This window comes from Nocardia sp. CDC160 (genome assembly GCF_035818795.1).
Taxonomy (GTDB): domain Bacteria; phylum Actinomycetota; class Actinomycetes; order Mycobacteriales; family Mycobacteriaceae; genus Nocardia.
This window is the reverse complement of record NZ_JAYKYT010000004.1, coordinates 770,364-792,559: the sequence shown is the minus strand read 5'-3', so window position 1 is coordinate 792,559 and position 22,196 is coordinate 770,364. Positions and strand designations below refer to the sequence as shown.

The following is a 22,196-nucleotide window of genomic DNA, read 5'->3' as shown; positions in this document are numbered from 1 at the left end:
GAACGCTTAGGATTTGTCGGCCCAGGTCAGTCCCTCGAAAGCCGGTCCTCGACTAGCGTCGGGGGCATGGCACTGGCAACCGGATCGCAAACGCTCGTCGACGAGAGCGATATCAATCGCTACGACCCCGAATACCGCGCCTGGCTGCGCGAGGCCGTGCGCAAGGTCCAGGCCGACGGCAACCGCTCCGCCGACACCCACCTGCTGACCATCCCGCTGCCCGCCGAATGGGGCATCGACCTCTACCTCAAGGACGAATCCACCCATCCCACCGGCAGTTTGAAGCACCGGCTGGCGCGCTCCCTGTTCCTCTACGCGCTGTGCAACGGCTGGCTGCGGCCCGGCCGCCCGGTGATCGAGGCGTCCAGCGGGTCGACCGCGGTGTCGGAGGCCTACTTCGCCAAGCTGATCGGCCTGCCGTTCATTGCCGTCATGGCGCGCTCCACCGTCAAGTCCAAGGTCGAACTCATCGAATTCCACGGCGGCACTTGCCATCTGGTCGACGACCCGTGCGAGGTGTACGAGGTCGCGGCCCGGCTCGCCGAGGAGACCGGCGGGCACTACATGGACCAGTTCACCTACGCCGAACGCGCCACCGACTGGCGGGGCAACAACAATATCGCCGAATCGATCTTCCGCCAGCTCGAGCAGGAACGCTTCCCCGAGCCGAGCTGGATCGTCGCCACCGCGGGCACCGGCGGCACCTCGGCCACCCTGGCCCGCTACGTCCACTACACCCAGCGCGCCACCGGCATCTGCGTGGCCGACCCGGAGAACTCCGCCTTCCTCGAAGGCTGGCGCACCCTGGATCGAAACATCACCTCCGACAAGGGTTCCCGCATCGAGGGCATCGGCCGCCAGCGCGTCGAACCCAGCTTCGTCCCGCACGCCGTCGACCGCATGATGCGCGTCCCCGACGCCGCCAGCGTCGCCACCATCCACCTCCTGCAGCGACTCCTCGGCCGCCGCTGCGGCGCCTCCACCGGCACCGGCGTCTGGGCCTCCTTCCACGTCATCGCCGAGATGCTCGCCCGAGGCGAAAAGGGCAGCGTCGTAACCCTTCTCTGCGACCCGGGCGAGCGCTACCTCGACAAGTACTACTCCGACGCCTGGCTCACCGAACAGGGCATCGATCCCGAGCCCTACACCCAACGCCTGGAGCGCTTCCTCCGGACCGGTGACCTGTCCGCCTGATCCGCGTCCATCCCTTCGATCAAGCCTGTGCCGCAGCGGTTTTGGCGAAAAGCTCCAGCAGCGTGCCCCATCCGCCGCCCTGAATGGCGATCATGTCGTGGATGGTCTGCCCGTCGACGAGTCGATCGAGGTGACGGTGTTCGAGCTCGACCCGGGTCTGTTCCGGGCCGTCGGGCACGAAGCGCACCTCGATCTCGCTGGCGTGCGCCGGATCCGGATCGAACTGCCAGGAACCGTTGATCTGCCAGGTGACCAGGAAGCGGTGTGGCGGCTCCCAGGCGAGCACGCGACCCCAATCGCATTCGCTGCCATCCGCGCCGCGCTCGAACCAGCGGCCCCCGACCGATGGCTCGATGACGGCGTCGACCATGTCGGCCTGTCCGATGTGATAGTCGGCGGGCCACCAGCTGCCGAAGTTCTCGGTGAAGAACCGGAAGGCCCGCTCCTGCGGCAGGGCCACCGTCGCGGTGCCGGTGAGCGCGGGAATCGTGGGAGTGCTCATGATTGCTCCTGTTCGGGATCGGCCGCGTCGGCGGCCTTCTGAAAACTGGTCAGCGCGTCATCCCAGATCCGCTGGAAGTACGCCTGAATCGCGGCCACACCCTCCGGATTGATCCGATAGATCCGTCGCGTGCCCTCCGCCGTGGCCACCACCAGCCCGCCATCCCTGAGCACCCGCAGGTGCTGCGACACCGCCTGCCGGGTAATCGGCAACCGCTCGGCCAACTCGCCCACCGAACACGGCCGCCGCGCCAGCAACTCGAAGATCGCCTTCCGGCTCGGATCCCCGAGAATGGTCAGGTCGACCTCTTTGAAAGCAGCCACGTACGTAAGTGTGCGCTTTCATAAGCAGACTGGCAAGGCCGACCCGGCTCGTCCGGCCCCGGGCGGTTCGGGCCGGTCGATGGCAATCTGCCCGGGACCGGGGGACTTTCGGCCGTACTGGGGACGCGGGCCACCGGAGGATGCTCGACGGCACTGATCGCAGTACCGGACATGTCGGTCACCGGAGCGGAAGGAGGTGGTCGATCGAGCGAATCCGAGAAGCGGTGACCCCAGCCCCCGCCACGCGCCCCGAGGCTTCAGAGTCCGCGCGACGGGGGCTTTACCCTATGGGGTGAGCGGCTTTTGGCGCGGAATGACGCGGCGGCGGGTGATGCGCCATCCGGTGGGAGTGCGGGCGAGGGTGTCCTCATAGGTGACGCTGGCGGTGGTGCCGTCGAGGTTGACGGCCAAGCCCTTGGAGCGGGCCGCGGCGGTGTCGTCGGTGATGGGGGTGACGGTGATGTTGGTGACGTGGTGGGCCAGCGGGTTGGCGTCGCCGAGTTGGAGGGCCGCGTCGCGCAGGGCGTCTCGCCCGGTGAGGTGGCCCGCGTCGTAGGCGGTCATGTCATAGACGATGTCGTCGGTGAAAACCTCGCCGAAGCGGTCGAATTCGCCGCTGTCGCTGAGATGGCCGTGGAGCGAAAGCAATTCGTGAATGGCCAGGCGGTCTGCTGTGGTGAACGGCATGGGGTGCAGTCTCGTCCGGGCAGGGGTCCGGCGGCCAGTGGTTTTATGGCGGACCGATCGGGTGCCGGTCGCGAATGCGGGCTGGTAGCTCAGTTCACGAGTTCGTGGGCGAGTTGCACGGCGGCCTTCATATCCGGCGCGTATCCGACCCGCCAATTGAGTCGATCGATCGGGGTCACTGACACCTTGTATCGATCCTCGAGATGCTCGAACTTGACGATGGCCCGCTCATTGAGTGGTGCATGAGCATTCATGTCTCCCTCTCCTGACCCTGTGAAAGCGTCCGAGACGATAGAAGTTAAATCCGAACCACAAAGCGGGCAGCTGCTTGCTCTGGATTAACTGTAGAAAACTCAGCACCACGTATATATGGGCAATTGTCCCATTCTTCTGACTTATCCCGCACTCGGGCGTGCCGTCCAGGTGCTGGGGTGCCGCCGGTGCTGCCAGTGAACTGCCAGGACCGACGGGCACTGTCGGCCGGGTTCGAACCCGATGACCGAAACGAAGGGATTGGCATGACCGAGGCACTGCCCGCGGGCGCGGTGGTCCGCGTGGGTCGCGCGAGCTTCGACCCGAGCGACTACGAGCGGTTCGAGGCGCTCATCAGGAAGCAGGCCGACTACCTGGTACCGGCCATCAAGGAGTTGCCGGGCCTCATCCACTGGTTCACCGGAGTCTCGCCGGACGGCTCCACGGTCCAGATCAGCGTCTGGGATTCCGAGGAGCACGCCAAGCAGATGGACGAGCTGACCCTGATGGCCGTGGTCGCGCGCGGCGAGCTGGAGGCGATCGGCGGCAAATTCGAGCGCCCCATCATCAACTACCCGATGACCTGGACCATCTGAAACCGGCCCGACCGCCCGGAGCTCCGAGCCGCCGGGTCAGCCGTTGCGGCGACGGCGCGGACCGCCGCCCGCGCGGGAGAACCCGGCGAGACCGCCATTGCTTCCGGCCGGTGCCGCACCGCGACCACCCTGCCGCGACGAGCCCGAGGTTGCCCGCTCGGACTGCTGGCGACCGGCCGACTGACCGCGCGTACCGGGCTTGGTGAGACCCGCCTCGGCATCGCCGTGGGTGCTGCGCTTGTAGGACTCGGAGCCCTGAGCGGCACCACGCTGGCGGCGAGCGCCGGTGCGTCCGACGGTGTGCTCCTCGGTCCGCCGGGAGCGGGACTGGTCGCCGGTGCGGTTGCCGCGCACCGGATTTCGCTCTTCACCGCGGTCGGACCCGCTGGCGCGTCGAGGGGAACGACCCGATCGCACGCCGCCGACCGCGATCCGGCCGGACTCGGAACCGGTCCTGCCCTCGGTGGCGGGCTTCGCGCGGCGGGTCGCGGTGGGCTCGCTGAGCGTCACCAGCGGAGCGACATCGCCGACCAGCTGGGCGACGGCGGGGGAGTCGGGGGTGACGGACTGCGGGGTGACGGTGATTTTGGCCTTGCGCATCAAGGAGTGCATGTCGCCGCGCTGATCCGGGAGGACCAGGGTGATGACGTCACCGGCATTGCCCGCGCGGGCGGTGCGGCCGGAGCGGTGCAGGTAGGCCTTGTGCTCGGCGGGCGGGTCGACGTGGACGACCAGCTCGACGCCGTCGACGTGGACGCCGCGCGCGGCGACATCGGTGGCGACCAGGACCTTGGCCGCGCCGGAGGAGAAGGTGGCCAGATTGCGGTCGCGGGCGGGCTGGGAGAGATTGCCGTGCAGATCGACGGCCGGAATCCCGGCGGTGGTGAGCTGCTTGGCGAGCTTGCGGGCCTGATGCTTGGTGCGCGTGAACAGGATTCGGCGTTCGGCGCCGGAGGCGAGCCGGTGTACGACAGCGCGCTTGGCCTCGACCGAGGACACCTCGAAGACATGGTGGGTCATGGCCGCGACCGGCGAATTCGCCTCGTCGACCGAGTGTTTCACCGCATCCGGCAGGAAGCGCTTGACCAGTTTGTTCACGCCATTGTCGAGGGTGGCCGAGAACAGCAGTCGCTGACCGGATTCCGGCGTTGCGGCCAGGATGCGGGTGACCCCGGGCAGGAAGCCCAGATCGGCCATGTGGTCGGCCTCGTCGATAATGGTGACCTCGACGGCGTCGAGGCTGATCACGCCCTGCTTCATGAGATCCTCGAGCCGCCCCGGGCAGGCGATCACGATATCCACGCCGCGCTTGAGCGCCTGCACCTGCCGATGCTGCGAGACCCCGCCAAAAATCGTCGTCACCGACATCCGGTACGCGGCGGCCAGCGGTTCCATGGTGGCCGCGATCTGCGTGGCCAATTCCCGGGTCGGCGCGAGCACCAGCCCGCGCGGGTGGTTGGCCGCGCTGCGCCCGCCTCGCGCGCCGAGCCGGTCGACCATGGGAATGGAGAACGCCAGGGTCTTGCCGCTGCCGGTCTTGCCGCGCCCGAGCACATCGCGCCCGGTCAGCGAGTCGGGCAGGGTGTCGGCCTGGATGGGGAACGGGGCGGTGATACCGGCGGCGGTCAGGGCGCGCACCAGCGGCTCGCGCACGCCGAGATCGGCGAAGGAGGGGGAAGTCATTGGGTAACAGTGCCTTTCGGGCATCGGGGGTGCCCGAGCCGTCTGCGGAGGTGAGTCCGGGCCGGGGGCACAGGGTGGCGAGATTGCGGTCGCGCAAAATCGATCGCCGTAAGGAAAGCCTGGGGTCGCGCAGCCTGGATGGTGCATGCGAGCGGTGAGCGAACTACGACGCTTGATGTGGCCGTGCCACATCCATGATCAACTTTCTGATTCGCCGGTAGTCTACCCGGTCGAGGTTTGCGCCCCGTACGCGGGGAGGGGTGGCAGGGCGGGCAGCGGCCGTGCGTACAGCCAGGCGTCCCAGAGTTGATGCAGCGGCACCGGGTTGTAATGCCCGGCCAGATCGGTGAATTCGGCCGTCGAGATGGACGCGTGGCGATACCGGGCGGTCCAGGCCCGCAGCAGGTCGAAGAAGGCGGCCTCGCCGATCGTGAGTCGCAAGGCGTGCAGGGTGAGCGCACCCCGCTTGTACACCCGATCGTCGAACATGAGCTCGGGCCCGGGATCGGCCAGCAGGAGGTCCTGGGGCAGTCGCGAGAGATTGCGGTGCGCGGTGCGCGCGAGCTGGTCGGCGCTGGGGCCGCCCGCGGCCTCGGACCAGATCCATTCCGCGTAACAGGCGAAGCCCTCGTGTAGCCAGATATCGCGCCACTGCCGAATGGTCAGGCTGTTGCCGAACCACTGATGGGCGAGCTCGTGCGCCACCAGCCGCTCCGACCCGCGCCGTCCGTCGCAGTGGTTCGCGCCGAACACCGAAATGCCCTGGGCCTCGATGGGAATCTCGAGCTCGTCGTCGGTGACCACGACCGTGTACGCCTCGAACGGGTACGGCCCGAATTTCTCGGTGAACACCGCCATCATCTGCGGCTGCCGCGCGAAATCGTGCTCGAAGGCGGCGCGCACGCGCGGCGGCAGGATGGCCTGCATGGGCACCGTGCCGCGCGGGGCGTCGATACGCTGTTTGCGGTACTGGCCGATCTGAATGGTGGCCAGGTACGTCGACATCGGTTCGGGCTGCTCGTACACCCAGGTGGTCTGGCTGGCCTTGGTCTGCTTGCGCATGAGCGTGCCGTTGGCCAGCGCGTAGTAGGGCGAGTCGGTGGTGATCGAAATCCGGTAGCTGGCCTTGGAACTGGGGTGGTCGTCGCAGGGGAACCAGGAGGCGGCGCCGTTGGGCTGGCTGGCCACCAGCGCCCCGTCGGTGAGCTCCTCCCACCCGACCTCGCCCCACGGCCCGCGGACCGGCTTCGGCGGTCCCGCGTAGTTCACGGTGAACACCAGCACCCCGCCCGCCGGAATCTTCTGCCGCGGCGTGATCACCAATTTGCCGCGCTGATGCACGTATTTGGCGGGCTTGGCCCCATTGACCATCACCTTGGTCACCGCAAGCGACTGAGAAAGGTCCAGCGCGAACCGATCTCGCACGCCGGTGGTCACCGTGGTGATCTCCGCGGTCCCCGCCAGCCGGTTGCTGGACATCTTGTAGACCAGCTCCAGGTCGTAGCGCGAGACCCGGTATCCGCGATTTCCGTTCTGCGGCAGGTAATCGTCGATGGGTTCGTCCAGTTGGTCGGCCATCAGCGACCCCCGGCGGGCCACGGTGCGATGGGGTTGCCCCACCAGCGGGTGGAGGGCGGCACGCTGTCGCCGCGCATGACCAGCGAGGCCGGTCCGATGGTGGCGCCCGCGCCGATCATGGAGGCGGGCAGGGCGACACAGTGGGGGCCGAGGGTCGCGCCCGCGCCGAGGGTGACGGTGTCCATGGCCATGATGCGATCGTGGAACAGGTGCGTCTGGACGACGCAGCCGCGTTCCACCGTCGCGCCGTCACCGAGCGTCACCAGGTCAGCCTCCGGAAGCCAATAGGATTCGCACCATACCCCGCGCCCGATTTTCGCGCCGAGTCCGCGCAGCCAGAGGTTCAGTACGGGCGTACCGGTCGCGGCGCGCGCGAACCAGGGCGCGGCGACGTGCTCGACGAAGGTGTCGGCGACCTCGTTGCGCCAGACGAAGGAACTCCACAGCGGGTGCTCCTCGTTGCGAATCCGGCCCACCAGCAGCCATTTCGCGAGGATCGAGGCGGCTCCGGCGACCGCGCCCGCCGCGAGCAGGACCAGGCCGCTGAGCAGTGCGGCGGGCAGGTGGCCGAGGTGTCGAGCCAGCCAGGCGAGGGCGAAGAGCACCCCGAGGCCAATGGCGAAGGTCACGAAAACGGGGACGAGTCGGCAGGTTTCGACCACCGCGCGCGCCACCCGCAGGCGGGGCGGCGGATCGAAGGTGCGTGCGGTGTCGCCGGATTCGGCGGCGCGGCGCAGTCGAATCGGCGGGCTGCCCAGCCACGATGAGCCCGCCTTGGCCTTGGACGGTGCCGCGGAAAGCACTGCGACCAAACCGTTCTTGGGCACGCGCCGTCCGGGCGCGGTCATGCCGGAGTTGCCGAGGAAGGCGCGCTTGCCGACCTTGGCCTCCCCGATGCGCAGCCAGCCGCCGCCCAATTCGTAACTGGCGACCATGGTGTCGTCGGCCAGGAAGGCGCCGTCGGCGACGACGGTGAACTTGGGCAGCAGCAGGACGGTCGAGACCTCCACGCGTTTGCCGACTTTCGCGCCCAGCAGCCGCAGCCAGACCGGGGTGAGCAGGCTGGCGTAGAGCGGGAACAGGAAGGTGCGCGCGGAATCCAGCAGGCGTTCGGTGGCCCAGGCCTGCCATCCGGCGCGGCTGCGCACCGGGTGGTGTCCCTCGGTGAGCCCGATGCTCAGCAGTCGCACGGCCACGATGGTGACCGTCGCGTAGACGCCCAGCACCACCAGCATGGCCAGCGGCAGGATGGCGGAGGCGCGACCGAAACCGGCCGTCAGCGTCTGGGTGTCGCGAATCCACCAGGCGATGAGCAGTCCGCCGGCGCCCAGCGACAGGATCGGGACGGCGGCCAGCACCATGGAGGTCACGCCGAAGATGGCGATCCAGTGCGAGGCGCGCGCGGGGGTCTCGTCGGGCCAGCGGTGCTGTGCCTTACCGACTTTCACCGCGGGTGAGCCCGCCCATTCCTGTTCGGCCTTGACCTTGCCCGAGACCGCCGAGCCGGGCGCGATCTCGGCATTGCGTCCGATTCGGGTGCCGGGCAGCAGCATCGAGCGCGCGCCCACGACCGCGCCGGGGCCGATCTGGATGGGGCCGATGTGGACGAGGTCGCCGTCGATCCAATAGCCGGACAGGTCCACCTCGGGTTCTACGCTGCACCCGTCGCCGAGTTCGAGCATGCCGGTGACCGGTGGCAGGGTGTGCAGGTCGACGCCCCGGCCGACGCGGGCACCGAGGGCGCGCGCGAACGGCACCATCCACGGTGCGCCGGAGAGGTTCTCGGCCCCGCTGGCCTCCGAGAGCCGCACGGCGGTCCACAGCCGCAGGTGTACGTGGCCGCCCCGGGGGTAGCTGCCGGGTTCGACCGTGCTCAGCAGCAGGCGGGATCCGGCCACACACAGCGCCATTCGGCCGGGTGGGGAGATGAACAGCAGGAAGGCGGCCAGGGTCCACCACCACGACAGGTGTGGCAGCCACGGCAGTGACCCGGACCAGGCGGCGATATTGCCGACGATGGCCAGCCAGGTCAGCCATTGCAGACCGGTCAGGGTGGTGAGTGGGATGGTGGCGAGCACCTGGAACAGCTGCGCGGGCAGCGGAACCGGGCGCACGTGCCGCTCCTCGACGGCGGCGATCGGCGCGGCGGCGTCGAGGAATGTGGCCAGTGCGCCCAGGCGCGGATGGTCGTAGAGGTCGGCGACGGCGATGTGCGGCTGGCGTTCCCGCAGCGCGGCGACGAGCTGCGCCGCGGCGAGCGAGCCGCCGCCCAGGTCGAAGAAGTCGGCATTGGGGTCGCTGACCTCCGCGCCGAGAATCGAATCCCACAGTCCCGCAACCCACTGCTCGGTCTCGGTGAGCCCGCTGTCGGGGAGGGCGGCGGTGGCCTTGGGCAGCGGCCACGGCAGAGCGTCGCGGTCGACCTTGCCGGAGGTGCGGGTCGGCATATCGTCGACCACGGCCAGGCGGGGGACCAGCGGTGCCGGAAGCTGTTCGGCGAGAATGTTTCTCGCCGCGGTCAGGTCGTAGCCGGGTTCGGGGCCGGTGAGGTAGCCCACCAGGATCTTGTTGCCCGCCTTGGTGGTGCGGATGGCGGCGGCCGCGCCCGTGACGCCCGGCAGATGCTGGAGGGCGTTGTCGATCTCGCCGAGTTCGATTCGGCGTCCGCCCAGCTTGATCTGGTCGTCGGCGCGGCCGAGGAAGACCAGACCCTCGCGGTCGTTGCGCACGAGATCGCCACTGCGATAGGCGCGTTCCCAGCCCACCGACGGCAGGGACGCGTACTTCTCCGCATCCTTGGCAGGATCGAGGTAGCGGGCCAGACCGACGCCGCCGATCACGAGCTCCCCGGATTCGCCCTCACCCACCGGATTTCCGGCCGCGTCGACGACCGTCAGATCCCAGCCATCCAGAGGCAGGCCGATGCGAATCGGAAAGCCGCCGTCCAGCAGCGCGGCACACGCGACGACCGTGGCCTCGGTGGGCCCGTAGGTATTCCACACCTCGCGCTCGGAATCCTGATTGCCCGCAAGCCGTTCGGCCAGCTCAGGCGGCACCGCCTCGCCGCCGAAGATGAGCAGCCGCACCGGTTCCAGGGCCTCGGCGGGCCAGGTGGCGGCCAGCGTCGGGACGGTGGAGACAATGCTGATCTCCCGGCGCACCAGCCACGGGCCCAGATCCGCGCCGGTGCGGACCAGCGCGCGCGGCGCGGGCACCAGGCAGGCACCGTGCCGCCAGGCCAGCCACATCTCTTCGCAGGAGGCATCGAAGGCGACCGAGAGTCCGGCCAGCACGCGGTCGCCGGGGCCGATCGGCGCGCCTTGGAGGAACAGACGCGCCTCGGCATCCACGAAGGCCGCGGCGTTGCGATGGGTCACCGCAACGCCTTTCGGGGTTCCGGTGGAGCCGGAGGTGAAGATGATCCAGGCGTCGTCGTCCGGTGTCGGCTCGGCCGTCGCGGTCGGTCCGGTGGATTCGCCTGCGGGGCTGTGGGATTCGGTTGCCGGACGGGAGGATTCGTCGACCGCGCCGGTCGATTGGATGCCGTCGGCCGTGACGATGGCCGAGACCTTCGCCTCCCCGAACACCAGTCGGGCCCGCTCGTCGGGGTCGTCGGCATCCACCGGCACGTACGCCGCTCCGGCGTGCAGCACCGCGAGAATCGTGATGTACAGCCCGCGCGTGCCCGAGGGCATCCGCACCCCGACCCGGTCGCCCGCCCGCACCCCGGCCGCGGCCAGGCTCTCGACCACGAGCGCGATCTCCTCGCGCAGCTCGGCGTAGGTGAGTTCCTCCTCGCCGTCGTCGATGGCGGGTGCGTCCGGGTGTGCCGCCGCGGTCGCGGCGAGAATGTCGACCAGGGTCCGGGCCGGGGGTGCGTACGCCGCCCGCAGCAGGGGGTCGGCGTCGATCTCGGTCTCGGTCTGTGCCTGCGGCATCACGTACGTGCCCACCTCTCGTGGAACCCTCCGGCGCTTGTTCGTTGGTTGTTTCACACGAGAGTTACCGGCAGGCAAACTCTGTGGCGGCCATCAGCTCACCGTACCGGTACGTCCTGGTTGTCCATTGTTCACCCGGGCTGTTTGCGGAACTGGGACAGGAATCGCCAGATCACCTCGGAGGCGTCGAACTGGTGGGAAACCTTGCCGACGAGGGCCTGGGGTAGGTACTGGGGTCCGCCGGGCCAGGTGTGGCCGCCATTGGCAATCGAATAGAGCTGCACGGTGGTCCCGTTGGCGCAGTCGGAGGACTGCACGGTCACCGAGGTGCCGTCGTCGGTGCGCTGGGGGAGCTGGGTGGTGGACGCGGCGTCGCACGCGTTCTTCTCGCGCCACAGCTGCTGGGTGGCGTCGACCGACAGGACCGGGCTCGAGCCCGCGCCGTGATGGCCGGAGGTGATGCGCACGACGCCGCCGTCGTAGGGCACGATCGGGTCGGAGGTGCCGTGGATCTCCAACACCGGCAGGGAATGGGTTGGGGCGCACGCGGATACGTCGGCCTCGGGCAGCGGGCCCGCCACCGGGGCGATGGCGGCCAGCTTGTCGGACAGGCGGCAGCCGAGGTCCTCGGTGAACATGCCGCCATTGGACATGCCGGTGGCATAGACGCGTGCCGGATCGACCGAGTCGTTGGCGATGAGGCGATCGATCACGGCGGCAACGAAACCCACGTCGTCGATATTGGCGGCGCTGGCATTGGTGTCGTCGCCGCGGCCGTCGTTCCAGGACTTCTCATAGCCCTCGGGGTAGATGGCGAGGAAACCGTCGGCGTCGGAGAGCTTGTCGAAACCGAAGGCGGAGGCCGTGTTCTGGGCGGAGCCTCCGCCGCCGTGAAAGACCAGCACGGCGGGGAGCGCGCCCGGCGGATGGTTGGCGGGGTAGTGGATGAGGTATTGCCGCTGCAGCCCGCCGAATTCGAGGGTCACGGTGGTGTCGGCGGCGGCGCGGGCCAGCGGGTGCGAGCACCCGGCGGCCAGGAACGCGGTGGACAGTGCGATCGCGGCGGCGATTCTGGGTGCGTACACGCAGGTGATCGTAGAGATCGCGGCTGAAGCTGAGCTGAAGCTTCGAATCAGCTGTGAGAGCGAATGGCGGCCAGCGTCGCGGCGGCGACTTCGCCTGGGGGAGGGCCGATTTCGATGCTGACAATGTGCTCGTCAGGAGCGGGAGCCTCCAGGGTCTGCAATTGGGAGTCCAGGAGGCCGGGCGGCATGAAGTGATCCATGCGCGCGGTCAGACGGCGTTGGAGATCCTCCCGCGAGCCCGTCAGATGTACGAAAGTGAGCACGGCGTCGGGATGTCCGATCATGCTGGCGCGCAACACATCCCGATACGACCGTTTCAGTGCCGAGCAGGTGACGATGGCCGACCGGCCCGCCCTCACCTCCTCGGACATCCAGCGCGCGATCGCCTCCAGCCACGGCTTGCGGTCCTCGTCGGTGAGGGCGTGTCCGGCATGCATTTTCGCGATGTTCGCGGGCGGGTGCAGGTCGTCGCCTTCCAGGAGGTCCCAGCCCAGGGTGCTGACGAGCATGCCCGCCACCGTGGATTTGCCGGAGCCGGAGACGCCCATGAGGACGACGATGTGCGGTCGCGCGCTGGATTGCATCTGTTCTCCTTAAACGACCGCGCTCAGGGCGAGGACACCGGCCAGGCCCGCCAGCGAGATCACGCACTCCATGACGCTCCAGGACTTCAACGTCTGCACCACATTCAGGCCCAGGTACTCCTTGACCATCCAGAACCCGGCGTCATTGACATGCGAGAGGAACAGCGAGCCCGAGCCGATCGCGAGAACCATGAGCGAGACGTGCGGGGTGCTCAACCCGGCGGCCACCGGGGCGAGAATGCCCGAGGCGGTCACCGTCGCGACCGTCGCCGAACCGGTGGCCACACGAATCAGCGCGGCCACGAACCAGGCCAGCAACAGTACCGGCAGGCTGGAGTCGCGGATCGCGTCGGCAATGGTGTTGGCGATGCCGGTGTCGACCAGCACCTGCTTGAAGCCACCGCCCGCGCCGACGATGAGCAGGATTCCGGCGATGGGCGGCAGGGCGCTGTTCATGGTGTCGGCCAAGGACTCCCGGGTCATGCGACCGCCGCGGCCGAGCACGAGCATGCCGACCAGCAGGGCGATGCCGAGGGCGACCACCGGGGTGCCGAGGACGTCGAGGAGCTTCTTGACCGCGGATCCCGACTTGGGCGACACCACGTCGTACACCGCGCTACCCAGCATGAGAACGACCGGAAGCAGGATTGTCGCCAGCGTCGCGATGAAGCTAGGACGCGGCTTCTGCTCTTTCTCGTGTTCGGCCTGCTCCTCGTCCTCGGCCGCCTCGGTCGAGAACAGTTCCGGCACCGGCACATTCACCCAGCGGGCGGCCAGCTTCCCGAACAGCGGACCGGCCAGAATGACGGTCGGTACCGCCACCAGCACGCCCAGACCCAGCGTCAGCCCCAGATCGGCCTTCAGCGCCGATACCGCGACCAGCGGACCCGGATGCGGCGGCACCAGACCGTGCATGGCCGAGAGCCCGGCCAGCGCGGGAATCGCCACCGCCAGCAAGGGAAGTCGCGATCGGTTCGCCACCAGCAGGATGACCGGCATCAACAGCACGACACCGATCTCGAAGAACATGGGCAGGCCGATGATCGCGCCGACCAGACCCATCACCCACGGCAGCGCCTTGGGCCCGGCCCGGTTGACGAGCGTGTCGACCACCTGATCCGCGCCGCCGGAATCGGCGAGCAGCTTGCCGAACATCGCGCCGAAGCCGATGAGGATGCCGACGCTGCCCATGGTCGAGCCGAAGCCCTTCACGAACGAGGCCACGGTGTCGGCGGCACCCAGCTTGGCGATGAGCCCGACGGTCACCGCGCCGATCGCCAAGGCCAGGAAGGGATGCAGTTTCAGCCAGGTGATCAGGCCGACGATGAGGGCGACACCGATCAGGGCCGCGGTAATGAGCTGGGCGCTACCGGCGTGGTGGGTGGCCGCATCGGCCAGATTCACCACGGCGAGTGGAGTGAGGTTGTGCATGACGCTTCTTCGAGTCGGGGTGGAGTGATCCAGGGCACAGAGACCTAATATGGAGGACTATATCAAGTCATCGCGCGAATAAGTACTACGTATTGAGTGCTGGATGCCGATAGATATGCCTCAGATGTGTGACACTGAAGCCATGGTCGAGAGTGCCGAATCCCTGCCGCTGCACGAATCGGTGCTGGATCGGCTGGGCTCCGACATCGCCTCCGGGGCCATCGCGCCCGGCGCGCGCATCTCCTCCGACGAGATCGCGACCCGCTTCGAGGTCTCCCGCACGGTCGCCCGCGAGGTCGTGCGCGTCCTGGAATCCCTCGGCATGGTCGGGGTCCGCCGCCGCGCGGGCATCACGGTGCTCGATCCCGCGCACTGGAATGCCCTCGATCCCAAGCTGATCCGCTGGCAGCTCGCGGGCCCGAACCGGTTTCCGCAGCTGGCCTGGCTGGCCGAACTGCGGTCGGGCATAGAGCCACTCGCCGCCCGCCTGGCCGCCACCAATGCCACCCCCGACCAGTGCGCGACCCTCACCGCCGCCGTCATGGGCATGTCGGCCACCGCCCGCGCGGCCAATACCGCCGCCTACCTCGAGCACGACGTCACCTTCCACGCGACGCTGCTCGCCGCCTCCGGCAACCCGCTGCTCGCGGTCTTCGCTCCCATCGTGCGCGAAGTGCTCACCGGCAGAACCGAACACGAACTCATGCCCGCGCAGGCGAATCCGCAGGCCCTGCGATTGCACGCGGCTATTGCCGCAGCCATCCAAGGCGGCGACGCAGCCGCCGCCGAAGCCGCCATGCGCGAAATCGTCGCCGAGTCCGCGACCGCCATCGCCTGCCTGCGGCCGACTGGATATGAGTCGGCGCATGATCGCCCGTCAGGGCACGATCAGGTACCACTCGGCCCAGGGGCCCTGTAGCGGCCAGCTGTTGGCGAAGAGTTTGGCCAGACCCATGCCCATCCAGAGGTCGACCGTCTGGGTCTCGCCCGCCGTCGTGCCCGCGTGGACATACACGTCGCGGGTGCCGGTTCCGGCCGAGCCCAGCCACGCCAGGGCGATGTGATTGCCGCACGGGCCGCTGATGTAACCCAGCGGCGACACGTGCGCGATCACGTGACCAGGCATTCCGTGCGCGGCCTCCAGGCCCACATAGATCGCTCCAGCGCAGAAGTTCGCGTCCCCGAAGGTCAGGATGGTCGAACCGAGCGGCGCGAATTCCGGTATCCAATCCGCGCGCGCGGGTGTCGCATTCACGCCGCACACCGCGGCCGCGATCCCCAGCGCCGCCGCCATCCCCGCCAGCACCCGTCGCATCGTTCTCATCGGATGTCCTTCCCGCCGAGTACAACTCGCGAGTAGTTCCAATCTGAAGGATATCGAATTCACCTGTGTCGCACGGACGGTCCGGCGGGTCGAGCCCCATGGACAGGGCGGACTCGTGGGGGATTCGATCGGCGTGGATCGGTATTGTCTGCGGTGCGGGTGAATCGGGAGGAAGAGGTTGGCTGAGCAACTCCGGCCGGGAGTGATCTTCGCCGGGTATCGAATCGAGCGGTTGCTCGGTACCGGCGGCACGGGTGAGGTGTATCTGGCCCATGACCGAGACCTACCCCGATTCGTCGCATTGAAGCTGCTCAACAGCATCGCGGGCGACGATGACGAGTCGCGGCAGCGGTTCCTGCGCGAGGCCAATATCATTGCCCGGCTCGCGCATCCGAACATCGTCACCATCTACGCGCGCGGCGAGGAACAGGGTCGGCAGTGGCTGGCCATGGCCTACGTCGACGGCTCCGATCTGGCCGCCGAACTGCTGAACGGTCCGCTCGAACCCAAACGCGCCGCCGCCATCACCGCCGACGTCGCCCGCGCCCTCGACTACGCGCACGACGCGGGCGTGCTGCACCGGGACGTGAAGCCCGCCAATATCCTGCTCACCGCCCAGCCGCGAGAATGGGCGCTGCTCAGCGACTTCGGGATCGCCCAGTCCAATCACGAGGTGCGTGGCATCACCGAGAACGGTGAGGTGATGGCGAGCTTCCAGTACACCGCGCCCGAACGATTCCACGGGGAAGCGCGGGTGGATCGGCGCTCGGATGTGTATTCGTTGGGCTGCACGCTGTTCGCGATGCTCACCGGTGCGCCGCCGTACGCCGACGGGGATCTGCCGCGGTTGATCTATGGGCACGTCAGTGCGCCAGTGCCGTCCGTGCGCACGCTGAATCCGGCGCTGCCGCCCGCCTTGGATCCGATTCTGGCGCGGGCCATGGCCAAGAACCCGCGCGACCGATTCGCCACCTGCACAGAGCTATCCGCGGCGGTGAACGCGGCGCTGTCCGCCGCCCGGCCCCGCGGTGCCCTCCCGCCGCCGCGCGAAACGGGCAGGCACAGCGCGAACGAGGTCTCCCGGTCGTGGCGGCGATCGCGGACCCTGCTGGCCTTGTCGGCGGTCGCCTTGCTGGCCGGTGCCACCGCGGCCGTCGTCGGGCTCATCTCCTCGCTCATGACGCCGAGCTCGCATTCGGCCGCCATCCTCACCACCACGGCGCCGAGCAAGGCGGCATCGAGCAGCGCGCCCGCCTCCCTCACCACCTCGGCGAGCTTGGCCGCCGACGGCTGCCCGGCGCGCCGCACGCCCGATGGGGTGTCCGGCATCGACTCCGGCAACACCAGCTCCGGCCCGGACGCCATCCTCGGCTTCCAATACGCCTACTACGTGCTGCGATCCGGTCCCGCCGCACGGCAATTCGTCGCCGACGACTCCGCGAGCGTGGCCGACGCCCCGAAGATCCAGTCCGGCATCGACTCCGTCCCGCTGGGCACCCGCTACTGCGTTCAGGTCACCCGAATCTCGCCGACCGACAACGACCATTGGTCGGTCAAGATCACCCAACAGCCGCCGGGGCAGCTGCCCGACGTGTTCACCCAGACCGTCACCACTCGCACCGACGGCAATCGGACGCTGATCACCTCGATCGACGAATAGCGCCGCGCGACAAAGAGGGTGGGTGTGCTGGCGGGCTGCTAGTGTGCGATGCGGTGGCTCGATCGGGGTGACTCGGTGGGTTGGTGAAAGCTGTTCTTCGGTAGGGAGTTTCGGTTGGAGACGACGGGGTCGTGGCGCGATTTCTCGGGGGCATCGGCGGGCTGTCCGGTGATGAGTCGGGGGGAGGTGCCTCGGATTCCCTTGGGGACAGCGGAATTCGCGGCCGACCCGCACGGCGCCTATCGGGAGATGCGGCGCAAGCACGGCGCCATGGTGCCCATCGAGCTGTCGCCGGGGGTTCCGGCGACGCTGGTGGTGAACTACCGCACCGCCTTGCGGATTCTCAATGATCCCGAACACTTTCCCGCCGATCCGCGCGTCTGGCAGGAGGGGATTCCCGACGATTCGCCGGTCAAGCCGATGATGCAGTGGTATCCGAACGCGCTGCGCAACTCCGGGGCCGAGCACGTGCGGTATCGGCAGGCCTATACCGCCGCCATTGACGGGATCGATTTGCACGCGGTGCATTTCACCGTCGAGCAGATCGCCGGGCCGTTGATCGCGGCGCTGGAGGCCGAGGGTGCGGCGGATCTGGTGTCGCAATACGCGCTGCCGCTGGTGTTCGAGGTGCTCAACCAATTGGTGGGCTGCTCGGCCGATATCGGTCAGCGGGTCGCCACCGGGATGGCGGCGCTGTTCGATACGGTCAACGCGGCCTGGGGAATGCAGACGCTGGCGGAGGCGCTGCTGGAGCTGATCGCGCTCAAGCGCGCCGAGCCGGGCGATGACGTCACCTCCCGCATGGCCCATCACGCGGCGAATCTCAATGACGAGGAGATGCTGTATCAGCTGGTCAGCTTCTACGGCGCGGGCATCGAGCCGATGCAGAATCTGATCAGTAACACCTTGCTGCTCATGCTGACCGACGACCGGTTCGGCGGAGATGTGTTGGGCGGCAGCCTGTCCACGCGGGACGCGCTCGACGAGGTGCTCTTCAACGACCCGCCGATGGCCAACTTCGCCATCACCTATCCGCGTCAGCCCATACTGATCGACACCACCTGGCTGCCCGCGCATCAGCCGGTCATGATCAGCCTCGCCGCCTGCAACAACGATCCGGAGATCGCGGGCGGCGACCGCACCGGCAACCGTTCGCATCTGGCCTGGAGCGCGGGACCGCACGCCTGCCCCGCCCGCTCGGTCGCCTACCTGGTCGTACAGACGGCCATCGATCAGTTGCTCGATGCCTTGCCCGATATGCAGTTGTCGGTTCCGAAGCACGAAATCTCTTGGCGTCCAGGCCCGTTCCACCGCGCCATGGTGGCACTGCCGGTCGAATTCCCGATGACCCCCGCGCTGCGCGCGGTGTAAACCCGCGCTACGCGCGAAATCAAGGAGCACTACCTATGTCCAACAGCCCGATCGTGCTGGATGTCACCGGCACGGATATTCAGGGCGAGTCCGCGCGGATTCGCGAACAGGGCTCGGTCACGCTGGTCGAGTTGCCCGGTGGCGTCCCGGCGTGGTCGGTCACCGATCAGGCCGTGCTGAAGAGCCTGCTCGCCGACCCGCGCGTCTCCAAGGACCCGCGCCAGCACTGGGCCGCGTTCCGCAATGGCGAGATCACCGAGGCGTGGCCGCTGCTGCCCTGGGTGATCGCGGAGAACATGTTCACCGCCTACGGTTCCGACCACCGCCGCTTGCGCAAGCTGGTGTCCCCGGCGTTCACCAACCGCCGCACCACCGCCATGCGCGAGCGGATCGAGGCCATCGTGACCGAACTGCTCGACGAGCTGGCCGCGCTCCCCGAGGGTTCGCAGGTGGACCTGCGCTCGCTGTTCGCCTACCCGGTGCCGATCAATGTGATCTCCAGCCTGATGGGTGTGCCCGAGCATCTGGACGAGGCCATCCACAAGTGCGTCGACGGCTTCTTCGACGGCTCGTTGACGGCCGAGGAGTCGATGGCCAACTACCTCGAAATGGCCGAGCGCATCGGCGAACTCGTCGCCTACCGCCGCGACAACCCGGGCGACGACATCACCTCCGCCATGATCGCCGCGCGCGACGACGAGGACGGCTCGCAGCTGAGCGAGGCCGAACTGGTCGCGACCCTCATGCTGGTCATCAATGCCGGACACGAGACCACCGTCAACCTCCTCGGCCAGGCCGTGGTCGCCCTGCTCACCCATCCCGAACAGCTGGCCGACGTGCTCGCCGAGCGGGCGTCGTGGAGCGATGTCATCGAGGAAACCCTGCGCTACCAGGCCCCCGTCGCGCACCTGCCGCTGCGATACGCGGTGGAGGACATCGAAATCGACGGCCACACCATCCCCAAGGGCGAAGCCATCCTCGCCTCCTACGCCGCAGCCAGCCGCGACCCCAAAATCCACGGCGACACAGCGGACGCCTTCAACATCCACCGCGAAACGAAAGACCAACACATAGCTTTCGGCCACGGCGCCCACCACTGCCTCGGCGCGCCACTGGCCCGCCTCGAAGCCTCCATCGCCCTCCCGGCACTGTTCGCCCGCTTCCCAGCACTCCGACTGGCCACCGACGCAAAGGATCTGACCCCCCTCGGCAGCTTCATCTCCAACGGCCACACCTCCCTCCCCGTCTTCCTCACCCCCGCGGAGTAGTAGCTCAGCCCACGAGCATGCAATCCGGCAGGTAAACGTCGAGAAGACGTCTGCTGGAATGCATGTTCGTGGGATTACTTGGACTCGAGGGTCTTCTTGAAGAGGAGGAGGGCCTGGTCCATGGTGGCTGCGTAGGGGGCTGCCAGGGAATCGGGGAGGAGGTCTCGGGACCAGACGAAGCGGGATGCGTTGTCGCCGTGGGGGAAGATCTGCATGACGGCGTTGTCATGGAGAGGGGTGGGGGTTCCGGCGTAGACCGAATAGACGAAGCGGCGGGTGTCCGGGTCGAGGGTTATCAGGCGTTCGCGGACTACCGTGCCGTGGGTGAAGGTGACCTCGCGGGTGTTGTCGCCTAGGTCGGTGGTGGCGGTGACCAGGTCGGGGGCCATGCGGAGGGGGCCGTTGATGAAGTCGGAGACTACTTCCCAGACCTGGTCGGGTGGGACGTCGATGAGGATTTCTCGGGTGATCGAAGCCATGGGGTGATCATTGCAGCTGGGGTTGGGAAGACGGCGTGGCATTGGGGGTTTCGATCAGCGGGTGGTTAGGGAGGGGCGGACGGTGGCGTAGCCGGTGGCTTGTTCGAACGTGTGGCCTACCTCTAGGACCAGGCGGTCGGAGCGGTGGGGGCCGACTATTTGGAGGCCTACCGGGAGCCAGGCTGGGGTGAAGCCGCCGGGGACCGAGAGGGCGGGGCAGCCGGTGGCGCTGATGAAGTAGGCGGAGCGCATCCAGTCGAGGTAGGTGTGCATGGGCTCGCCTGCGATTTCCTCCGGGTAGTCGAGGTCGATGTCGAAGGGTGGGACCTGGCTGACCGGGAGGAGGAGAATGTCGTAGCGGTCGAAGAACTCTCGGACTCGGTGGAACAGATTCGTGTGGAGGACTTCGGCTTCGGCGATGTCGTCGCCGGTGAGGCGTAGGCCCTCTTCGATATTGGCGACCAGGGTGGGTTTCAGGTGGTCGCGATGGGCCAGGAGCGGTCCCAGGCCGAGGGCGAAATACCAGGCCCGCAGGGTTCGGAAGACCTGTTCGGCGCCGAAGAGGTCGGGGCAGTCGTCGGTGACGGTCGCGCCGAGGTCGGAGAAGACGCGGACGGCGGGTTCCAGGACGTCGCGGACGGCGCGGTCGACGGGAACCGTCCCGCCCAGGTCGGGAGACCACGCCACGCGCAGCCCGACCAGATCTCGCTCCAAGGGTTCGGCGAAGATCGATCCCGGCTCCGAAATCGCTTGGGGGCTGCGGGGATCCGGGCCCGCCAGCACCGAGAGCAGCAGGGCCGCGTCGGACACCGTGCGCGCCATCGGACCCTGCACGGCGAGGGTTTGCCAGGCCGCCGGGTCGGGCCAGGTCGGCACCCGGCCGGGGGAGGGGCGGAAGCCCACGACATTGCAGAACGAGGCGGGATTGCGCAGGGAGCCGCCCATATCGCTGCCGTCGGCGAGTGGATGCATGCCGCAGGCCAGGGCGGCCGCCGCGCCGCCGCTGCTGCCGCCCGCGGACTTGCCGAGGTCGTAGGGGTTGCGGGTCGGGCCGAAGACCGGGTTCACGGTGTGCGAGCCCGCCGCGAACTCGGGCACATTGGTCTTGCCGAGGGTGATCACCCCGGCCGCCTTCAGTCGCTCGATCACCAGCTCGTCCCGGGCCGGAATGTTCTCAGCCAGCAGCGGACTGCCGTAGGTGGTGAGAATCCCCGCCGTGTCGTGGGTGTCCTTGTGCGCCATGGGAATCCCGTGCAGCGGACCGGGTTCCGCCCCGTCGGCGAGTCGTTTGTCGGCCGCGTATGCCGCGTCCAGCGCCTGCTCGGCCACCAGGCTGACGATGGCATTGACCTTGGGATTGAGCCGCTCGATGCGGTCGAGATGAGCCCGCACCACCTCCACGGCGGACAGTTCGCGCCGCCGCAGCCAGCCGACCAGCTCCCGAGCCGAGGCGTAACACAGATCGGAATCCACAGGCGCTCCTCATCATTCGCCACGCGCCTCCATGGTCTCCCACGGGACCCGCGCCCGCGACCGTATGCGGTCCCCGATTCGTGATTTTCCGGCCGGTCGGTTTTCCCACGAGATCGGGGTCCGACGGTGGACCATGGAGATCCGCGGTGCGATCGAAGCCGCCTTGCCGGTGTTTCAGCTTTCCCCGATGTGTTCAACGAATGTCGAGCCCAGGAGGAACGAAACCCATGATCACCACACGAATTCCCGGACGCGCCACGGCCATCGTGATGGCGTTCGCGACCCTCGGCGTGGCCGGGCTGCTGGCCGCCGCACCCGCGCTGGCCGCCAATTCGGTCACCGTCGAGGCCGCCAAACCCTCGGTCGTCGGCATCGACTACACCTGCGAATCCACCGCGGGCGTCGCCGGGATCGACGCCATGGTCGGCGACCCGAACGCGGACCGACCGGCCGCCACCGGCACGCAGACCGCCGTCACCTGCGACGGTTCCCCGCACACCGCGACCATCGCACTGACCCCGATGCCGGGGGAGACGCCCCTGACCTCCGGCACGCCGGTGCAGGTGCGCGTCGCCCTGGTCGACCAGAGCGAAACCGTCGTCTCCGGCACCGCCAAACTCCTCACCCTCGACTGAGTCACCGCACGCCCGAGTTCTCGGTGCGCAAGGTGTTCGCTGCGCGCAAGCAACCGGAAACCTTCCGTTAGAAGCGAAGTGCCAGACTCGCCGCCGCGCACCCGATGACCACCCGGATCGGTAGCGCGGCGGC

General features: G+C 68.2%; 20 protein-coding genes. 7 read left to right on the top strand and 13 right to left on the bottom strand.

The annotated features are described in order from the left end of the window. The first annotated feature begins 66 nt into the window (after window positions 1-66). Entirely contained in the window at window positions 67-1,194 is a 1,128-nt protein-coding gene (locus VMT40_RS24940) for a PLP-dependent cysteine synthase family protein (RefSeq protein ID WP_326361169.1), read from the top strand. Window positions 1,195-1,213: 19 nt separating this feature from the next. Here the strand turns inward: VMT40_RS24940 and VMT40_RS24935 are convergent, their stop codons facing one another. From VMT40_RS24935 to VMT40_RS24920, 4 genes are all read right to left on the bottom strand, one after another. Further along, window positions 1,214-1,696 (bottom strand): SRPBCC family protein, encoded by a 483-nt coding sequence (locus VMT40_RS24935; RefSeq protein ID WP_326361168.1) that lies wholly within the window; start codon window positions 1,694-1,696, stop codon window positions 1,214-1,216. Next, entirely contained in the window at window positions 1,693-2,019 is a 327-nt protein-coding gene (locus VMT40_RS24930) for an ArsR/SmtB family transcription factor (RefSeq protein ID WP_326307584.1), read from the bottom strand. The genes VMT40_RS24935 and VMT40_RS24930 overlap by 4 nt, the downstream gene beginning before the upstream one ends. 285 nt (window positions 2,020-2,304) lie before the next feature. Beyond that, window positions 2,305-2,706 carry a nuclear transport factor 2 family protein gene (locus VMT40_RS24925; RefSeq protein WP_326361166.1) on the bottom strand — a complete coding sequence of 134 codons (402 nt, stop codon included), beginning with the start codon at window positions 2,704-2,706 and terminating at the stop codon, window positions 2,305-2,307. 89 nt (window positions 2,707-2,795) lie between these two features. Next, complete coding sequence (locus VMT40_RS24920) at window positions 2,796-2,960, bottom strand: hypothetical protein (RefSeq protein ID WP_326361164.1); 165 nt, start codon at window positions 2,958-2,960, stop codon at window positions 2,796-2,798. Window positions 2,961-3,224: 264 nt separating this feature from the next. On the opposite strand from VMT40_RS24920, the gene VMT40_RS24915 reads away from it, so the two are divergent. Beyond that, window positions 3,225-3,554 (top strand): hypothetical protein, encoded by a 330-nt coding sequence (locus VMT40_RS24915; RefSeq protein ID WP_326361162.1) that lies wholly within the window; start codon window positions 3,225-3,227, stop codon window positions 3,552-3,554. Window positions 3,555-3,590: 36 nt separating this feature from the next. On the opposite strand, the gene VMT40_RS24910 is transcribed toward VMT40_RS24915, so the two are convergent. The 6 genes from VMT40_RS24910 to VMT40_RS24885 form a co-directional block, all read right to left on the bottom strand. Next, window positions 3,591-5,237, bottom strand: coding sequence for a DEAD/DEAH box helicase (locus VMT40_RS24910; RefSeq protein ID WP_326361161.1), 1,647 nt, complete (start codon window positions 5,235-5,237; stop codon window positions 3,591-3,593). 222 nt (window positions 5,238-5,459) lie between these two features. Continuing rightward, window positions 5,460-6,815 carry a M1 family metallopeptidase gene (locus VMT40_RS24905; protein WP_326361159.1) on the bottom strand — a complete coding sequence of 452 codons (1,356 nt, stop codon included), beginning with the start codon at window positions 6,813-6,815 and terminating at the stop codon, window positions 5,460-5,462. Further along, window positions 6,815-10,753, bottom strand: a complete 3,939-nt coding sequence (locus tag VMT40_RS24900) for a Pls/PosA family non-ribosomal peptide synthetase (protein ID WP_326361745.1) — start codon at window positions 10,751-10,753, stop codon at window positions 6,815-6,817. Before VMT40_RS24900 ends, VMT40_RS24905 begins: the two co-directional genes overlap by 1 nt. A gap of 131 nt (window positions 10,754-10,884) precedes the next feature. After that, window positions 10,885-11,838, bottom strand: a complete 954-nt coding sequence (locus VMT40_RS24895; RefSeq protein ID WP_326361158.1) for an extracellular catalytic domain type 1 short-chain-length polyhydroxyalkanoate depolymerase — start codon at window positions 11,836-11,838, stop codon at window positions 10,885-10,887. Window positions 11,839-11,885: 47 nt separating this feature from the next. Further along, the gene (locus VMT40_RS24890) at window positions 11,886-12,422 is read right to left on the bottom strand and encodes a gluconokinase (RefSeq protein WP_326361156.1); all 537 of its coding nucleotides are present in this window, start codon (window positions 12,420-12,422) and stop codon (window positions 11,886-11,888) included. 9 nt (window positions 12,423-12,431) lie between these two features. Then, window positions 12,432-13,853, bottom strand: coding sequence for a GntP family permease (locus VMT40_RS24885; protein ID WP_326361155.1), 1,422 nt, complete (start codon window positions 13,851-13,853; stop codon window positions 12,432-12,434). A 142-nt stretch (window positions 13,854-13,995) separates the two neighbouring features. On the opposite strand from VMT40_RS24885, the gene VMT40_RS24880 reads away from it, so the two are divergent. After that, on the top strand, window positions 13,996-14,772 hold the full coding sequence (locus tag VMT40_RS24880; RefSeq protein ID WP_326361153.1) for a FadR/GntR family transcriptional regulator: 777 nt from the start codon (window positions 13,996-13,998) through the stop codon (window positions 14,770-14,772). Here VMT40_RS24880 and VMT40_RS24875 read toward each other — a convergent pair. After that, window positions 14,731-15,177: a hypothetical protein gene (locus VMT40_RS24875; RefSeq protein WP_326361152.1), complete on the bottom strand. Its 447-nt coding sequence runs from the start codon at window positions 15,175-15,177 to the stop codon at window positions 14,731-14,733. The two genes, VMT40_RS24880 and VMT40_RS24875, sit on opposite strands and share 42 nt — an antisense overlap. A gap of 178 nt (window positions 15,178-15,355) precedes the next feature. On the opposite strand from VMT40_RS24875, the gene VMT40_RS24870 reads away from it, so the two are divergent. From VMT40_RS24870 to VMT40_RS24860, 3 genes are all read left to right on the top strand, one after another. After that, on the top strand, window positions 15,356-16,837 hold the full coding sequence (locus VMT40_RS24870; protein ID WP_326361151.1) for a serine/threonine-protein kinase: 1,482 nt from the start codon (window positions 15,356-15,358) through the stop codon (window positions 16,835-16,837). A gap of 171 nt (window positions 16,838-17,008) precedes the next feature. Next, window positions 17,009-18,208, top strand: a complete 1,200-nt coding sequence (locus VMT40_RS24865; protein ID WP_326361149.1) for a cytochrome P450 — start codon at window positions 17,009-17,011, stop codon at window positions 18,206-18,208. Window positions 18,209-18,243: 35 nt separating this feature from the next. Then, complete coding sequence (locus tag VMT40_RS24860; RefSeq protein ID WP_326361147.1) at window positions 18,244-19,476, top strand: cytochrome P450 family protein; 1,233 nt, start codon at window positions 18,244-18,246, stop codon at window positions 19,474-19,476. Between the two features lie 74 nt (window positions 19,477-19,550). On the opposite strand, the gene VMT40_RS24855 is transcribed toward VMT40_RS24860, so the two are convergent. Together VMT40_RS24855 and VMT40_RS24850 are read right to left on the bottom strand one after the other, a co-directional pair. Further along, on the bottom strand, window positions 19,551-19,955 hold the full coding sequence (locus VMT40_RS24855) for an SRPBCC family protein (protein WP_326361146.1): 405 nt from the start codon (window positions 19,953-19,955) through the stop codon (window positions 19,551-19,553). 54 nt (window positions 19,956-20,009) lie between these two features. Then, window positions 20,010-21,428 (bottom strand): amidase, encoded by a 1,419-nt coding sequence (locus VMT40_RS24850; RefSeq protein ID WP_326361145.1) that lies wholly within the window; start codon window positions 21,426-21,428, stop codon window positions 20,010-20,012. Between the two features lie 227 nt (window positions 21,429-21,655). Between VMT40_RS24850 and VMT40_RS24845 the strand changes: the two genes are divergently transcribed. Further along, window positions 21,656-22,063 carry a hypothetical protein gene (locus VMT40_RS24845; protein WP_326361144.1) on the top strand — a complete coding sequence of 136 codons (408 nt, stop codon included), beginning with the start codon at window positions 21,656-21,658 and terminating at the stop codon, window positions 22,061-22,063. Window positions 22,064-22,196: the final 133 nt, after the last annotated feature.

Bases quoted from the DNA above. Each gene is read 5' to 3' on its own strand.
- VMT40_RS24940 (WP_326361169.1), top strand. From the start codon at position 67: ATGGCACTGGCAACCGGATCGCAAACGCTCGTCGACGAGAGCGATATC.
- VMT40_RS24935 (WP_326361168.1), bottom strand. From the start codon at position 1,696: ATGAGCACTCCCACGATTCCCGCGCTCACCGGCACCGCGACGGTGGCC.
- VMT40_RS24925 (WP_326361166.1), bottom strand. From the start codon at position 2,706: ATGCCGTTCACCACAGCAGACCGCCTGGCCATTCACGAATTGCTTTCG.
- VMT40_RS24920 (WP_326361164.1), bottom strand. From the start codon at position 2,960: ATGAATGCTCATGCACCACTCAATGAGCGGGCCATCGTCAAGTTCGAG.
- VMT40_RS24915 (WP_326361162.1), top strand. From the start codon at position 3,225: ATGACCGAGGCACTGCCCGCGGGCGCGGTGGTCCGCGTGGGTCGCGCG.
- VMT40_RS24910 (WP_326361161.1), bottom strand. From the start codon at position 5,237: ATGACTTCCCCCTCCTTCGCCGATCTCGGCGTGCGCGAGCCGCTGGTG.
- VMT40_RS24905 (WP_326361159.1), bottom strand. From the start codon at position 6,815: ATGGCCGACCAACTGGACGAACCCATCGACGATTACCTGCCGCAGAAC.
- VMT40_RS24900 (WP_326361745.1), bottom strand. From the start codon at position 10,753: ATGCCGCAGGCACAGACCGAGACCGAGATCGACGCCGACCCCCTGCTG.
- VMT40_RS24890 (WP_326361156.1), bottom strand. From the start codon at position 12,422: ATGCAATCCAGCGCGCGACCGCACATCGTCGTCCTCATGGGCGTCTCC.
- VMT40_RS24885 (WP_326361155.1), bottom strand. From the start codon at position 13,853: ATGCACAACCTCACTCCACTCGCCGTGGTGAATCTGGCCGATGCGGCC.
- VMT40_RS24880 (WP_326361153.1), top strand. From the start codon at position 13,996: ATGGTCGAGAGTGCCGAATCCCTGCCGCTGCACGAATCGGTGCTGGAT.
- VMT40_RS24875 (WP_326361152.1), bottom strand. From the start codon at position 15,177: ATGAGAACGATGCGACGGGTGCTGGCGGGGATGGCGGCGGCGCTGGGG.
- VMT40_RS24865 (WP_326361149.1), top strand. From the start codon at position 17,009: ATGAGTCGGGGGGAGGTGCCTCGGATTCCCTTGGGGACAGCGGAATTC.
- VMT40_RS24860 (WP_326361147.1), top strand. From the start codon at position 18,244: ATGTCCAACAGCCCGATCGTGCTGGATGTCACCGGCACGGATATTCAG.
- VMT40_RS24855 (WP_326361146.1), bottom strand. From the start codon at position 19,955: ATGGCTTCGATCACCCGAGAAATCCTCATCGACGTCCCACCCGACCAG.
- VMT40_RS24845 (WP_326361144.1), top strand. From the start codon at position 21,656: ATGATCACCACACGAATTCCCGGACGCGCCACGGCCATCGTGATGGCG.